Origin of the sequence: Cochlodiniinecator piscidefendens, from assembly GCF_011326755.1 — a bacterium.
GTDB lineage: Bacteria > Pseudomonadota > Alphaproteobacteria > Rhodobacterales > Rhodobacteraceae > Cochlodiniinecator > Cochlodiniinecator piscidefendens.
Genome location: NZ_JAAOIE010000002.1, coordinates 21,985 through 36,177, shown reverse-complemented (window position 1 = coordinate 36,177; position 14,193 = coordinate 21,985). Strand labels below are relative to the sequence as shown.

12 protein-coding genes are annotated in these 14,193 nt (G+C 51.4%); 6 read left to right on the top strand and 6 right to left on the bottom strand.

Going from position 1 to position 14,193, the window contains the following annotated elements:
• Positions 1-10 precede the first annotated feature (10 nt).
• The 5 genes from G9C99_RS04900 to G9C99_RS04880 form a co-directional block, all read right to left on the bottom strand.
• Entirely contained in the window at positions 11-1,372 is a 1,362-nt protein-coding gene (locus G9C99_RS04900) for a pyruvate dehydrogenase complex E1 component subunit beta (RefSeq protein ID WP_166416349.1), read from the bottom strand.
• A gap of 20 nt (positions 1,373-1,392) precedes the next feature.
• Positions 1,393-2,388: a pyruvate dehydrogenase (acetyl-transferring) E1 component subunit alpha gene (pdhA, locus tag G9C99_RS04895; RefSeq protein ID WP_166416348.1), complete on the bottom strand. Its 996-nt coding sequence runs from the start codon at positions 2,386-2,388 to the stop codon at positions 1,393-1,395.
• A gap of 133 nt (positions 2,389-2,521) precedes the next feature.
• Positions 2,522-2,824, bottom strand: coding sequence for an FtsB family cell division protein (locus G9C99_RS04890; RefSeq protein ID WP_166416347.1), 303 nt, complete (start codon positions 2,822-2,824; stop codon positions 2,522-2,524).
• 149 nt (positions 2,825-2,973) lie between these two features.
• Complete coding sequence (locus tag G9C99_RS04885; RefSeq protein ID WP_166416346.1) at positions 2,974-3,867, bottom strand: fructose bisphosphate aldolase; 894 nt, start codon at positions 3,865-3,867, stop codon at positions 2,974-2,976.
• A gap of 105 nt (positions 3,868-3,972) precedes the next feature.
• Positions 3,973-5,151 (bottom strand): phosphoglycerate kinase, encoded by a 1,179-nt coding sequence (locus tag G9C99_RS04880; protein WP_166416345.1) that lies wholly within the window; start codon positions 5,149-5,151, stop codon positions 3,973-3,975.
• 131 nt (positions 5,152-5,282) lie between these two features.
• On the opposite strand from G9C99_RS04880, the gene G9C99_RS04875 reads away from it, so the two are divergent.
• The 4 genes from G9C99_RS04875 (at position 5,283) to G9C99_RS04860 (ending at position 8,397) form a co-directional block, all read left to right on the top strand.
• Entirely contained in the window at positions 5,283-5,789 is a 507-nt protein-coding gene (locus G9C99_RS04875; protein WP_166416344.1) for a peptidylprolyl isomerase, read from the top strand.
• Positions 5,782-6,420 carry a peptidylprolyl isomerase gene (locus G9C99_RS04870; protein ID WP_166416343.1) on the top strand — a complete coding sequence of 213 codons (639 nt, stop codon included), beginning with the start codon at positions 5,782-5,784 and terminating at the stop codon, positions 6,418-6,420. The genes G9C99_RS04875 and G9C99_RS04870 overlap by 8 nt, the downstream gene beginning before the upstream one ends.
• A gap of 87 nt (positions 6,421-6,507) precedes the next feature.
• Positions 6,508-7,476, top strand: coding sequence for a DUF3179 domain-containing protein (locus tag G9C99_RS04865; protein ID WP_166416342.1), 969 nt, complete (start codon positions 6,508-6,510; stop codon positions 7,474-7,476).
• A gap of 432 nt (positions 7,477-7,908) precedes the next feature.
• Complete coding sequence (locus tag G9C99_RS04860) at positions 7,909-8,397, top strand: hypothetical protein (RefSeq protein WP_231703987.1); 489 nt, start codon at positions 7,909-7,911, stop codon at positions 8,395-8,397.
• Between the two features lie 52 nt (positions 8,398-8,449).
• Here G9C99_RS04860 and tyrS read toward each other — a convergent pair whose 3' ends face one another.
• Positions 8,450-9,700 (bottom strand): tyrosine--tRNA ligase, encoded by a 1,251-nt coding sequence (gene tyrS / locus G9C99_RS04855; RefSeq protein WP_166416341.1) that lies wholly within the window; start codon positions 9,698-9,700, stop codon positions 8,450-8,452.
• A 68-nt stretch (positions 9,701-9,768) separates the two neighbouring features.
• On the opposite strand from tyrS, the gene G9C99_RS04850 reads away from it, so the two are divergent.
• A complete protein-coding gene (locus G9C99_RS04850) occupies positions 9,769-10,887 on the top strand; it encodes an anhydro-N-acetylmuramic acid kinase (protein WP_166416340.1) in 1,119 nt (372 codons plus the stop codon).
• Between the two features lie 434 nt (positions 10,888-11,321).
• Positions 11,322-14,192, top strand: coding sequence for an Rne/Rng family ribonuclease (locus tag G9C99_RS04845; RefSeq protein WP_166416339.1), 2,871 nt, complete (start codon positions 11,322-11,324; stop codon positions 14,190-14,192).
• Position 14,193 lies beyond the last annotated feature (1 nt).

The window sequence follows — 14,193 nt, the reverse complement described above, 5'->3', positions numbered from 1 at the left end:
CTATTCCCCTTTAACGGTAAGTGACTTGTTTAACTGCGGCGATCACTTCGTCAGTTGTGATCAACGCGAGTTTTTCCAAATTCGCAGCGTACGGCATGGGTACATCTTTTCCGGTGCAGTTGATGACTGGGGCATCCAGATAATCAAATGCGCGTTCCATGATCGTAGCTGACAAATGATTGCCGATTGAGGCGACTGGGAAGCCTTCCTCGATCGTGACACAGCGATTGGTCTTCATAACTGAATTTAGCACGGTGTCGTAGTCAATTGGACGCAGAGTCCTTAGATCAATTACCTCGGCGCCAATGCCCTCTTCAGCGAGTTTGTCGGCCGCTTCTAGTGCGTATTGCATCCCAATTCCAAAGGAAACCAGAGTTACATCACTGCCTTCGCGCCAGATCTTTGCTTTGCCAAATGGAACGGTGAAATCATCCATCACAGGCACTTCAAACGTGCGACCATACAGGATTTCATTTTCCAAAAAGATAACCGGATTTGGATCGCGGATTGCAGATTTCAGCAGGCCTTTTGCATCAGCTGCTGAATAGGGCATTGCAACCTTCAGCCCGGGAACCTGTGCATACCACGCAGCATAGTCGTGAGAGTGCTGCGCACCAACACGCGCGGCCGCCCCATTGGCGCCGCGGAACACCATCGGTGCCCCCATTTGGCCACCAGACATATATAGTGTTTTCGCAGCCGAATTGATAATATGGTCAATGGCTTGCATGGCAAAGTTAAATGTCATGAATTCGACGATTGGGCGCAAACCACCGAAGGCCGCACCTGTCGCGATACCCGCAAAACCATGTTCGGTGATTGGGGTGTCGATAACACGACGTGATCCAAATTCATCGAGCATACCCTGGGACACTTTGTAAGCGCCCTGATATTCTGCGACTTCTTCCCCCATTAAAAAGACGGTGTCATCTGCCCGCATTTCTTCGGCCATCGCGTCGCGCAATGCTTCGCGGACGGTTTGGGTTTTCATTTCAGTGCCTGCAGGAATTTCCGTTTCAGACGGAACAACCGGTGTGATCGGCGCGGCAGGAACAGCCGCCGCAACCAGAGTTGGTTCTGTTGGCACTGGGGCCGCTTCGCTGACGGAACTTACCGCGCTGGCGTCTTCGCCTTCTTCGAGCAGCACAGCGATAGCTGTATTAACAGCAACATTTTCGGTGCCCTCTGCGACAAGGATTTTTCCGATAACACCGTCATCGACGGCCTCGAATTCCATTGTTGCTTTGTCTGTTTCGATTTCGGCCAGAATGTCGCCGGATGAAACTGTATCACCCTCGTTGACCAACCATTTGGCGAGCGTGCCTTCTTCCATCGTTGGCGAAAGAGCGGGCATTAAGATTTCAATTGCCATTGTTATAATGTCCTCTCAGATCACGACTGTGCGTAAATATCGGTGTATAGCTCTTCGAGAGCGGGTTCCGGGCTTGTTTTCGCAAACTCAGCGGATTCATTCACGATGGCTTTGATTTCTTTATCAATGGCCTTCAAGTCGTCTTCAGATGCGTGTTTGCCTGAAAGCAAAAGCTCGCGAACGTGTTCGATGGCGTCACGTTCTTCGCGTACTTTCTGGACCTCGTCGCGGGTACGATATTTCGCGGGATCGGACATTGAGTGACCACGATAGCGATAGGTCTTCATTTCCAGAATGTAGGGGCCTTTCCCAGCGCGGCAGTGCGCAATCGCTTTTTCGCCAGCCTCTTTCACGGCCAAGACATCCATGCCGTCAACGGCTTCGCCTTTTATTCCGAAGGCCGCGCCGCGCGTGTATAGTTCAGGTGAAGAGGACGCACGCTGTAGGGATGTGCCCATGGCATACTGATTGTTTTCAATAACGAAAACGACAGGCAGGTCCCAAAGCGAAGCCATATTAAAAGTTTCGTAGATCTGGCCTTGGTTTGCAGCGCCATCACCAAAATAGGCAAAACTCACGCGGTCATTGCCGAGGTATTTATCTGCGAAAGCCAAACCGGCACCAAGCGGAACTTGCGCTCCAACGATCCCATGGCCGCCATAGAAATGTTTCTCTTTCGAGAACATATGCATGGAGCCGCCTTTGCCTTTGGAGTAACCGCCTTCGCGTCCGGTCAACTCAGCCATCACGCCTTTGGGGTCCATGCCACAGGCCAACATATGGCCGTGATCGCGGTATGAGGTAATGCGTTTGTCGCCTTCTTCAGCGGCGGCCTCTAGGCCAACAACAACGGCTTCTTGCCCGATATAGAGGTGACAAAACCCACCAATCAAACCCATTCCATACAATTGACCTGCCTTTTCTTCGAATCGGCGTATCAGTAGCATTTCACGATAATGAGAGAGCAATTCTTCCTTCGAAACATTTGGTTTCGTTGAAGATTTTTTCGTAGCCATTCGCGAACCTCCCGGCGGTAACATAAGTAGTTTAGCGTTAAACTATCATCTGTTTACCATATGGGTAGCGCGCTGGGGAGCGTTAAAAACAACAAGATTTAGGAAAGATGGTAAAGGTAACGAAACGATTGGATTAGCGTACGACAACTTCATCTGTGCGCAGCATACCCAAAACGCTGCGTGCCTGTTCGTCCAACAAATCCAGATCAAGGTAGGTATCCGACAGGCGGCGGGTCTTATTTTCTAATTCCGCCACCTGTCGTTGGTAGTCCGCCAGCTCTTGCCTAAGCTGTACGGTCTCTGCGTTGATACGCACCCGTTGAAATAACCCATAATCCCCCTGCATCGCTGCAAAAGTGAAGTATATACCGAGTGAAAAACACACGGCAAAATAGGCTATTGCGCCTATAGTAGGTTTGGTTCTGGGTGCGCTCATGCTCTGCCTCAAACGCCTCTTATCGGGCGATGAAATGACAATGCCACAGGTGATTCGGTTTGTGAATCCCTTTTCTGCAAAGAATTGAAAAAAATAAAAAAAAGGAGGGCAAAAGCCCTCCAATTCATTTTTGTTAGTAAAGTCTTTACTTATCCGGCGACGGAAGCTGCATAGATGCCGTCAACAGTTTTTGCCAATTCGCTATCAAAATCTGCGTCGCTTTGCTGTGCCGATAGACCTTCGGTCAGTGCGCGAGAGAAGCTGGCAATGATGCCGCTGTTTTGGCTAAGTTTGCCGTTTGCTTCGTCGCGAGAATATCCACCAGACAATGCAACAACACGCATGACGCGGTCATGATCCACCAACGCCTTGTACTGGTTTGCCTGTGCTGGCAGGGTCAGTTTCAGCATTACCTGTTGGCCCTCAGGCAGGTCATTCAGGTGTTTGGCGATTTCATCGCGCAGAATGTCTTCGGATTCGGCTTTATCAGCAATTGAAATTGTGACTTCTGGCTCGATGATTGGAACCAGACCATGCGCGAGGATTGCTTTTGCAACGTCGAACTGCTGCGCGACGATTGCTGCAATGCCGTCGGTGTTCGCTGCATCAATAACTGAGCGCATTTTTGTTCCGAAAACACCGGCTTCGTTTGCGCGAGACAACAACGCGTCTAGGCCATCAATTGGCTTCATCAGGCGTACGCCGTTTGCCTCGGCCTCTAGGCCTTTGTCCACTTTCAAAAATGGAACAACATTACGCTTTTCCCAAAGGTAAGTTGCAGACGGGATGCCGTCGATTTCGCGATCCATGGTCATTTCAAATAGGATTGCGCCAACAATACGGTCCCCAGTGAAAGATGGGGATTTCACGATGCGTGCGCGCATGTCGTGGATCAGGCCAAACATTTCGTCGTCATTGCTATAAGCTGTTTCTTCAACACCATATAGGCCGAGCGCCTTTGGGGTTGAGCCACCGCTTTGGTCAAGGGCTGCAATAAACCCGTCTCCGGAGCGTACTTGTTCAGTTTGGCTTTGCTTTGACATCTTTGATCTCGCTTAAAATAATACAGTGCGCAGGCAACCCGCTTTGCGCCGCTTCTAGAGGAAGGGCGCAAAGGTTTCAATTATGGTGGCGCTAACAAGGCTTGATTAACCTTCGAGCGCAGCAACACCCGGCAAAGTTTTGCCTTCCATCCATTCCAAAAACGCACCGCCCGCGCTGGAAATATAGGTGAATTGCTCGGCGACGCCGGCTTTGTTCAATGCAGCAACAGTATCCCCGCCGCCCGCAACTGAAATCAATGTGCCATCGTTGGTGCAGCGCGCTGCGGCTTTTGCAGCGGCATTCGTTGCCGCATCAAATGGATTGATCTCGAATGCGCCCATAGGTCCGTTCCAGACCAGTGTTTTGGCATTGCTAAGGGCAGCTTCGACCAAGGCCACAGTTTTGGGTCCTGCATCCAAAATCATCGCATCTGCGGGGCAGGCGTCTGCAGCAACGGTTTGATTATCGGCACCCGCTTTGAATTCACGTGCGACAACCACATCAACGGGTAGGATAATATCGCATCCGGTTGTTTTTGCCTTTGCCATAATTTCAACCGCCGTATCGGTCATGTCATGTTCCGCAAGCGATTTGCCAACATCAATGCCTTGGGCCGCGAGGAAGGTGTTTGCCATGCCGCCGCCGATGACCAATGTGTCAACTTTACCAACGAGATTACCCAAAAGCTCCAGCTTGGTAGAAACTTTCGCGCCACCAACAACCGCAACAACCGGGCGTTTCGGGGTGCCAAGCGCAGCTTCCAAGGCTTCGAGTTCGGCCTGCATGAGACGCCCAGCACAATTTGGCAACAACCGTGCAACGCCTTCGGTGGACGCGTGCGCGCGGTGCGCGGCGCTGAACGCATCGTTGCAGTAGACATCACCCAAGGTCGCCAGAAACGCCGCCATTTGTGGATCGTTCTTTTCTTCCATCGCGGAAAAGCGGGTGTTTTCCACCAAAACCACGGCATTTGCCGGAAGCGCATCGATCGCGTCGCGGCTGGGGCGTTCAATAAACGTGACCTCAGAGCCGAATGCGTCAGTCAAAGCGGGGACGAGCGGAGCCAAGGACATCTCTGGCACAACTTGACCTTTGGGGCGACCGAAATGCGCCAAAAGAATAGGGCTGCCGCCATTGGCCAAAATGTCTTTGATGGTTGGCACAATACGTTCAATGCGTGTGGCGTCAGTAATTACGCCATCTTTCATCGGGACGTTGATATCAACGCGGGTCAACACACGTTTGCCGTTGAGATCCATGTCGTCGAGGGTTTTCCAGGTCATAATAAATTCCTTTGGCAGTTTGGCTGTGTCTTGGCCTGAAGTTGCGCTTTGGTCAATGGTTGCGGTTTCTTCTTTTCCTTCTGTTGCGGAAAGATTAGGGTCGCGCCGATTTGTTATGAAAGGAACGCCTGATGGCTGAGATCAAAGATCCTGAAAATACCATCCTGTTGGAACTCAAGGGTGGTACTGTCACCATCGAACTCTTGCACGAAGTTGCACCGTTGCATTGCGCACGCATGAAGGAATTGGCGCGCGCTGGTTCTTATGACAATGTTGCGTTTCACCGTGTGATTGACGGCTTTATGGCGCAAACTGGTGATGTCGAAAACGGCAACATGGAAAACAACTTCAACCTGCGTCGTGCGGGTACAGGTGGATCAGATAAGCCTGATCTTCCGGCTGAGTTTTCAAAACTGCCACATGACCGCGGTACAATTGGTGCTGCACGTTCGCAAAACCCGAACTCTGCCAACAGCCAATTCTTCATCAACTTTGGCGACAATAACTTCCTGAACGGTCAATACACTGTTTATGGCCGTGTCATCGAAGGTATGGATCATGTTGACGCAATCGTACGTGGCGAGCCACCTGCGGAGCCTGATCGCATGATTTCTGTGAAAGTTGCTGCAGATGCGTAAGGAATTCCTTTTCGCGGGCCTCGGCATGGTGCTTGGGGCAGGCGTATTGGGTCTGATTGCTGTAAATGAATCACAAGCTGAGGAAACAGTGGTGTTTGAAGACACCCCGGGTCCGAATCTTGTGATTGATGTTGCGGGCGCTGCAACGGGGCAGGTCGTTATTGACCTGCTGCCAAATGTTGCGCCACAGCATGTTGAACGCATGGCCACTTTGGCCGAAGAGGGCGCTTATGATGGTGTTGTCTTTCATCGGGTGATTGATGGTTTCATGGCGCAGACCGGCGATGTTGAATTTGGCCAAGCCGAAGGAAACACACGTCGTGCGGGCACTGGTGGATCATCTTATGCGGATCTTCCGGCTGAGTTTTCAAATGTTCCGTTTCAACGGGGTGTCGTTGGGATGGCGCGGTCGCAAAATCCGAACTCTGCCAACAGCCAGTTTTTCATTATGTTTGACGCTGCCCCTCATTTGAACGGCCAATACACAGTTGTTGGTCGCGTGATTGAGGGCATGGATGTGGTCGATTCTATTCAAAAGGGTGGCGGGGCCAATGGCGCAGTGTCTAACCCTGATGTGATGGCCACGGTCACAGTTCTCGAAGATGACGTTGAAAACGCGGCCACTGAATAACTCAATTCTATTCACGCTTGCGTGATTGTATCTATCTTGCGGGGCCTTTCTTTGTCACTTTCGAGTGGAGCAAAGAAAGGCCCCGCAATGCGTTTGACCGTTTTGATCACTGCTTTCGTCGCTGCTTTTGCGTCTGCAGCTTATGCCAATCCCGACTTTTGGCGCCATGAGTGGCCACAGACTGACTTTACCCAAACAACGATTGAAAATTGGTCCGAGGTCATGTCGGGCGGGCCACCCAAAGATGGGATTCCTGCGGTTTTTGATCCTCAGTTTATCCCTGCGGGTGATGAACAGAACATTGGTCTGCGCGAACCTGTTATGACCTTGGAAATTGAGGGGCAGACGCCGCGGGCTTATCCCATTCGGTATTTGACGTGGCATGAAATCGTGAATGACGTGATCGGGGATTTGCCCGTAGTTGTTACATTCTGCCCACTTTGCAATTCAGGCGTCGTATTTGATCGTCGATACGATGGGCGCACTTTGTCGTTTGGGGTGTCAGGTAAGCTGCGGGATTCCAACATGATCATGTATGACCGCGAAACCGAAAGCTGGTGGCAGCAGGCACTGGGCATTGGGATCGTTGGGGAATACGCTTCAGAACAATTGACCCAAATACCAGCTTGGATGGAAAGCTGGGAAGAATTCACAGAGAGAAATCCCGATGGGTTGGTGATGGCGCAACCTGAGTATCGCCGGCCGTATGGTCAAAACCCTTATGTAAGCTATGACAGTTCCCACCGGCCATTTCTATATTCCGGCGAAGAACCACCCCATGGCATAGCGGCGCTGGCGCGGGTCGTACGTGTGGGGGATCGTGCCTGGCCGGTTGAACGGATTAGAGATGTAAACGAAATCACCGAAGCAGGTATTCGCATTTCATGGGCGGCAGGGCAGGCGTCGGCATTAGATACGCGTTCTATTGCTGAAGGTCGCGATGTCGGCACCATTCGTGTGCGCGATCAGGCAGGTAATGACCTTCCGCATGACATAATGTTTGCCTTTTCCTTTCATTCATTTTTCCCTAATGGAGATTGGATGCTTGGGCAGTAGTATTCATCTTTAGGTTGCTATAATTGGCCCATTTTGGTTCTATTTCCGAAAAGGTAGGGAATACATGACCCATTGGGCCCTGTTTTATAACGAAAATATTTGACCCTATAACCGTTATAGGTTTAGCATCCATGTGAAAGCACATTTGTTTTTTGAGTGGCATGCTTTTAGCCACGTTTTGAATTGTATTTGACCTAGAGGTCCTGACGTTGCACCAGGATGCGGGTTGGTAAAGTGCTTTTGGTGTGACTGAGAACGGCAAAATGTCGGAATTTACATCGTCGTGTGTTCACTTTGGGCACCATCAATAGATTGATTAAAGAGCGTTAAGGCTGCCATCATAGGGATGTGGGGACATAGGGCACACCTTTTGACCATAGGCAATAACACCGCCGCTCAGTGTTGATTGATCGAAACTATGAGGGAATTAATATGAGAGCTAAAATTTTAGCGCCGATCATCGGGCTGTTTATGGCCTTAGCATCACCAGCCGTCGCGTGCCCCGATTATACACTCTGGGGACAGCAGCAATATACGTATACAGGTAATGATCTGTGGACACCTCGCCCTATGAATGTTGTCGCAGGGGGCAACAACAATATGACCGCCCACTGCCGCCATATTCGTGCGCGCAACTGGAATGGCCCTATGCCGGGCTTTATGATTACGCCACCAGACTTTTCTGTCACGGTACGCGGCATTCGTGGTTACCAATTGGAATTTCGCGTCGTGAGCGATTGTGATGCAACATTGTTGATCAACACAGCCGGTGTGAACTGGTATTTTGATGACGATGACAATGGCAACCTAGATCCAAAAATCCGTCTTACACGCCCAGCTGGTGATGGGATTTATGATGTTTGGGTTGGCTCCTACGATGGCAGCGCTTGTAACGCGCAGCTGATCATGGAAACTTTCTAATTATCCCATAACATTTGTGAGAAGGCCCGGTTCATTGACCGGGCCTTTTTTGTTAGGATAGCTTTACCAATGCATGGCGCTTTTTACCGGCGGAAAGCTTTATCGGCTCCGCCAGATCTTCAGCCTTTAGGAACAGGCCGCCATCTGTCAGCGGTGTATCATTCAGCTTCGCGCCATTCTCGGCAATCAGTCGTTTTGCGTCTTTGCCAGATTTGGCTAGGCCGGATTTAACGATCAATTGTACGATCGAAATGCCATCCCCCAAATCATCTGCGGATAGCTCTAGGGTTGGTAAATCATCCCCAACGCCACCTTTCTCAAACACTTCGCGTGCGGTGGCTTCGGCAGCAGCAGCGGCCTCGGCCCCATGGGCAAGCGTTGTGACCTCATTCGCGAGGCGGATTTTTGCGTCGTTGATGGCGGAGCCTTCAAGCGCACTGAGGCGTTCGCATTCATCCAGCGGCAGTTCTGTATATAGCTTCAGGAATCGTCCAACATCGGCATCCGTCGTGTTGCGCCAGAATTGCCAGAATGTGTAAGAGCTGCACATATCTGCATTCAGCCAAACCGCACCGTCTTGTGATTTTCCCATCTTCTTACCGTCGGATGTAGTGAGAAGCGGCGATGTAAGACCAAAAATCTGATTGTCCAGAACGCGCCGGGTGAGGTCGATACCATTGACGATATTGCCCCATTGGTCGGACCCGCCCATTTGCAACAGGCAGCCATAGCGACGGTTGAGTTCTAGGAAATCGTAAGCCTGAAGAATCATATAATTGAATTCAAGGAAGCTCAGGCTTTGTTCACGATCCAGACGTGACTTTACGCTTTCGAAGGCCAACATACGGTTTACGGAAAAGTGACGTCCGATATCACGCAAGAACTCTAGGTAGTTCAGATCATCCAGCCATTCCGCGTTATTGACCATCTCAGCGCCAGTATCGCTCTCATCAAAAGTCACATAGCTGGTGAATACTTTTTTGATGCCAGAGATATTATCATCGATCTGATCAGGGGTCAGAAGGGGGCGTTCATCAGCGCGAAAACTCGGATCACCCACCTTTGTGGTACCGCCACCCATTAGGACAATCGGCTTGTGGCCGGTTTTTTGCAGCCAGCGCAACATCATAATTTGTATGAGCGATCCCACATGCAGGGACTTGGCAGTGGCGTCAAAGCCGATATAAGCCGGAAGCACACCCTTGATCAAAGCTTCGTCGAGCGCTTGATAGTCCGTGCAGTCGGCCAAAAAGCCGCGCTCGATCATCACACGCATGAAGTCGGATTTGGGGTGGTAAGTCATAGCTCATTTATCCATGGTTTGCATTACGTCTCCGGGGTATATCGGTGTCGGGTTAAAAGGGAAAGTCCATGTTGAAGGCAGATGCAATTTGGGCCGTTGGGGCCATGTCGGGTACATCCTTAGACGGGGTCGATGCGGCAATGGTGAAAACCGATGGAATCGACATCATCGAATTTGGTCAAAGCGACTACCGCGCCTATAGCCCGGAAGAACGCGCAGAGATCGGGTCGGCTTTTGGCATGTGGCCCGGTGATCACGGAGTCGAAGATGCCGCTGAAGTCATCGAAACCGTTCATGCAACGATACTATCCCAGTTTGGCGATGCTGAATTGATCGGCTTTCACGGGCAGACTTTGGCGCATGATCCACACGGAATGGGAACGCATCAGGCTGGCGACGGTCGGGTGTTGGCCGAGGTTCTGCAATGTCCTGTGGTTTGGGATTTTCGCAGCTCAGATGTTGAAATGGGCGGGGAGGGCGCGCCGCTTGCGCCATTTTTCCATTTTGCCTGTGCTAAATTTATGCAGGCCGAAGAGCCCATCGTGTTTCTTAACCTCGGTGGCGTCGGTAATATGACTTGGGTTGATCCAAGTGCTGAGCGCCCAGAAGATGATGGCGCGTTGCTGGCGTTTGATACTGGGCCAGCCAATGGACCGATCAATGATCTGATGATGCAACGCTTTGGTGTGCCTTATGATAAGAACGGTGAATTGGCGGCTGAAGGCGAAGTTGATGAATACATGGTCGAAGATTTCCTTCAGCACCATTATTTCTTTCGTATGCCGCCAAAATCGCTGGATCGGCATGATTTCCCAGACCTGTTAGAACAAGTTGCCGTTTTGGAAAATGCAGACGCTTGCGCAACATTGACGGCAATGTCAGCGGCATCGGCCGCCAAAGCGCTTGAGCATTGCCCGCGCAAACCGCAGGGGGTTTTGGTGACAGGCGGAGGGCGTAAAAATACGACCCTTATGACGATGCTGTCAATTTTGATGGATTGTCCGGTCGCCCCGGTTGAGGACGCGGGCTTTGACGGGGATATGCTGGAGGCGCAAGCCTTTGCCTATCTTGCTGTACGCGTTGCCAAAGGTATGGCCACATCTTGTCCGTCAACCACAGGTGTGCGTGCGGCTGTTGGGGGAGGGCGTTTAAATAAACCGCGTCCCCAAAAGCAAGCAAAGCCTTAAATTAAGTGCCGCAGCGACCTTCAATTCATGTTTTATCCATATGAATTGAAGGCATTGCAATTTTCCCCATTGTCTTTTTGCGCTGAGCGCCTTTATTGTGACCATACGATGGCCCGCATTTAGATGAGGCCCGTTGATTGAGTTTCGCTGTTCTTGAGGCGACGCAGGGCAGTCCTGCACATCAGAACAGACCGATTGGGTCGAAAGACCGGGAATATGCCTGAGACGATAAACCGTCCAGGCGTCATAATGGATGTCTTTGGCATTCGGAGAAGTAACGCGATGCGACGCGATAAAAGTCAGGAACAAAGCATGGGGGCCTCTTGCGCCGACCCACAGCTGTTCCCCGCGTCCAGATTCGCCAGAACAAGTCACCCTAATTTGTCGTCCGACCCTCCTGGGATAAGGCGCATATTGGCGTGCAAAGAGTTAACATGGCTAAGAAAATGCTTATCGACGCCACCCACGCGGAAGAAACCCGCGTTGTTGTGGTTGATGGAAACAAAGTTGAAGAGTTTGACTTTGAATCCGAAAACAGACGTCAGCTTGCTGGCAATATCTATCTAGCAAAAGTTACACGGGTTGAACCGTCCTTACAGGCGGCTTTTGTGGATTATGGTGGAAACCGTCATGGGTTTCTGGCGTTTTCAGAGATACACCCTGATTACTATCAAATCCCGGTTGCTGACCGCGAAGCGCTTATGGAAGAAGAGCGCGCATATGCGGAGTCTCTGAAAGAAGAAGACGAAAAGCCGGCGCCAAAACGCCGCCGCACACGTCGTTCAAAACCCAAAGCTGCCGAAGTGAAATCCGACGACGCCGTGGAAACACGCGAAATCGCGGGTATGGACGTTGTTGAATTGGACAGCGACGATGTCGAGGGCAGCTCTCCCATGGAGCTGGTCACAGAAACGCCTGTGGAAACACCCGAAGCGTCAGAAACACCTGAGGTAGAAGAGCCGACAAATGAACCTGTCGAAGCAAGCTCTGATGATGTGGCTAAAGACACTGCAGAAGAAAAACCAGCACCTGCTGCTGAAGCCGCTGCAGAAGAACCCACAGTAAAAGAGGATGCATCTGAAGGCGACGACAGCGATGATGATGAGGATGAAAAGCCTCTGGAAGCAACAGAAAAAGATGACGATATCGAATCTGTTGCTGAAGAAGACGTAACAGAAGAGATTCGTCGTCCGCGTAAGCCACGTCCAAAACGCTATAAAATCCAAGAAGTTATCAAAGTACGCCAAATCCTCTTGGTTCAAGTTGTGAAAGAAGAGCGCGGCAACAAAGGCGCAGCCCTGACAACATACCTGTCTTTGGCGGGTCGTTACTGCGTTCTGATGCCAAACACAGCGCGTGGTGGTGGTATTTCGCGCAAAATCACCAATGCCGACGACCGCAAAAAACTAAAAGACATCGCAACAGAAATTGACGTGCCTCAAGGTGCGGGTTTGATCATTCGGACCGCTGGGGCAAAACGCACCCGCGCTGAAATCAAACGCGACTATGAATATCTGCAGCGCCTGTGGGAGCAAATCCGCGCGCTGACATTGAAAAGCGTTGCACCCGCGAAAATCTATGAAGAAGGCGATCTGATCAAACGGTCAATCCGCGATCTTTATAACCGCGAGATCGACGAAGTGGTTGTTGAGGGCGAACGCGGCTACCGCATCGCCAAAGACTTCATGAAGATGATCATGCCCTCACACGCTAAGAACGTGAAACGCTATGGTGATCCATTGCCGTTGTTTGCGCGCTATCAGGTCGAAAGCTACTTGGCGGGCATGTTCAATCCGACGGTTCAGTTGAAATCTGGCGGCTACATTGTAATTGGCGTGACGGAAGCGTTGGTTGCAATCGATGTCAACTCTGGTCGTGCGACCAAACAGGGTTCAATCGAAGAAACCGCGCTGAACACGAACCTCGAAGCGGCCGAAGAAGTTGCGCGCCAATTGCGTCTGCGTGACCTTGCCGGTTTGATCGTGATCGATTTCATCGACATGGAAGAGCGTAAGAACAACTCGGCCGTTGAAAAGCGTATCAAAGATAAACTGAAAACGGATCGCGCGCGCATTCAGATCGGACGCATTTCTGGCTTTGGCTTGATGGAAATGTCGCGCCAGCGCTTGCGTCCTGGTATGATTGAGGCAACAACGCAGCCTTGTTCAGCATGTCACGGTACAGGCTTGATCCGTTCTGATGACAACCTCGCATTGACGATCTTGCGTCAGTTGGAAGAAGAAGGCGTGCGCCGTCGGTCACGTGAAGTTCTGTTAAAAGCACCGATTGGCATCATCAACTTTTTGATGAATGACAAACGTGAACACATCGCGAGCATCGAAAGCCGTTATGGCCTTTCTATTCGGATTGAGGCTGATCCATTTATGATCAGCCCTGATTTCTCAGTTGAGCGGTTTAAGACTGCAACGCGCCGAGTGCCTGAGGCAACGACCGCTGTTGTGTCTGTTGATACGTCTTTGATGGACGATATCGACGAGGCGGAAGAGGCCGAAGAAAAGACCAATGAAGCCGTCGATAATGTTGAGGCACAAGACCACGAAGGGCAGCCAAAGAAACGTCGCCGTCGTCGTCGCCGTCGTCGCGGTGGAAAATCCGAGGGTGAAGAGGGCAACCAAGACGCTTCTGATGCGGCGACTTCCTCGGACGAGGAAAATCCGCAATCTGAAGAGGCACCTGTCGAAGGTGAGGCTGCAGAACAAACCGAAGATAAGCCAAAGCGCCGCCGTCGTCGTCGCTCTAAGTCCTCGGACGTAGATTCTGCAGAGACTGCAGATGCCGATGCAAAACCTGAGGCTGATGAAAACGCAGCTGAAGCTGAAGCTCAGCCAGCGGCCGAAGCGCAAGAAGAGGAAAAGCCGAAGAAGCGTCGTCGTCGCAGCAAAAAGAAAATCGCTGAAGACGAAGCTGCAGAGCTTGCAGCCGCGAATGCTGCGTCTGAGGCTGGTGAGCCATCGGTTGAAACTGCCGCCACCGACACACCCGCAGAGCCGGTTGTGCAGGAGGCTGCACCTGTTGCAGCTGAACCTGAGGTGGCACCGGTTGCTGAAGTCGTTCAAGAGGCAGAACCAGCGCGGGCAGAACCAACTCCTGAAATGGAGGTTGTCGCAGCTGTTGCTGAGGCTGCACCAGAAGTTGCGGCTGAACCAAGCGTTGAGACTGTTCCTGATGAACCTGCGGTCGTTGCAGAGGCACCTGAGGTGGCCGTCGCTGAGGAAGTCGCAGTGGTCGAAGAGCCATCCCCACCCAAACCCAAACGCCGGGGATGGTGGTCAATCGGTCGCTAAA

What these genes read in the sequence shown, in the direction of transcription:
- G9C99_RS04900 (WP_166416349.1), bottom strand. Translation starts at nt 1,372, where the DNA reads ATGGCAATTGAAATCTTAATGCCCGCTCTTTCGCCAACGATGGAAGAA.
- pdhA (WP_166416348.1), bottom strand. Translation starts at nt 2,388, where the DNA reads ATGGCTACGAAAAAATCTTCAACGAAACCAAATGTTTCGAAGGAAGAA.
- G9C99_RS04890 (WP_166416347.1), bottom strand. Translation starts at nt 2,824, where the DNA reads ATGAGCGCACCCAGAACCAAACCTACTATAGGCGCAATAGCCTATTTT.
- G9C99_RS04885 (WP_166416346.1), bottom strand. Translation starts at nt 3,867, where the DNA reads ATGTCAAAGCAAAGCCAAACTGAACAAGTACGCTCCGGAGACGGGTTT.
- G9C99_RS04880 (WP_166416345.1), bottom strand. Translation starts at nt 5,151, where the DNA reads ATGACCTGGAAAACCCTCGACGACATGGATCTCAACGGCAAACGTGTG.
- G9C99_RS04875 (WP_166416344.1), top strand. Translation starts at nt 5,283, where the DNA reads ATGGCTGAGATCAAAGATCCTGAAAATACCATCCTGTTGGAACTCAAG.
- G9C99_RS04870 (WP_166416343.1), top strand. Translation starts at nt 5,782, where the DNA reads ATGCGTAAGGAATTCCTTTTCGCGGGCCTCGGCATGGTGCTTGGGGCA.
- G9C99_RS04865 (WP_166416342.1), top strand. Translation starts at nt 6,508, where the DNA reads ATGCGTTTGACCGTTTTGATCACTGCTTTCGTCGCTGCTTTTGCGTCT.
- G9C99_RS04860 (WP_231703987.1), top strand. Translation starts at nt 7,909, where the DNA reads ATGAGAGCTAAAATTTTAGCGCCGATCATCGGGCTGTTTATGGCCTTA.
- tyrS (WP_166416341.1), bottom strand. Translation starts at nt 9,700, where the DNA reads ATGACTTACCACCCCAAATCCGACTTCATGCGTGTGATGATCGAGCGC.
- G9C99_RS04850 (WP_166416340.1), top strand. Translation starts at nt 9,769, where the DNA reads ATGTTGAAGGCAGATGCAATTTGGGCCGTTGGGGCCATGTCGGGTACA.
- G9C99_RS04845 (WP_166416339.1), top strand. Translation starts at nt 11,322, where the DNA reads ATGGCTAAGAAAATGCTTATCGACGCCACCCACGCGGAAGAAACCCGC.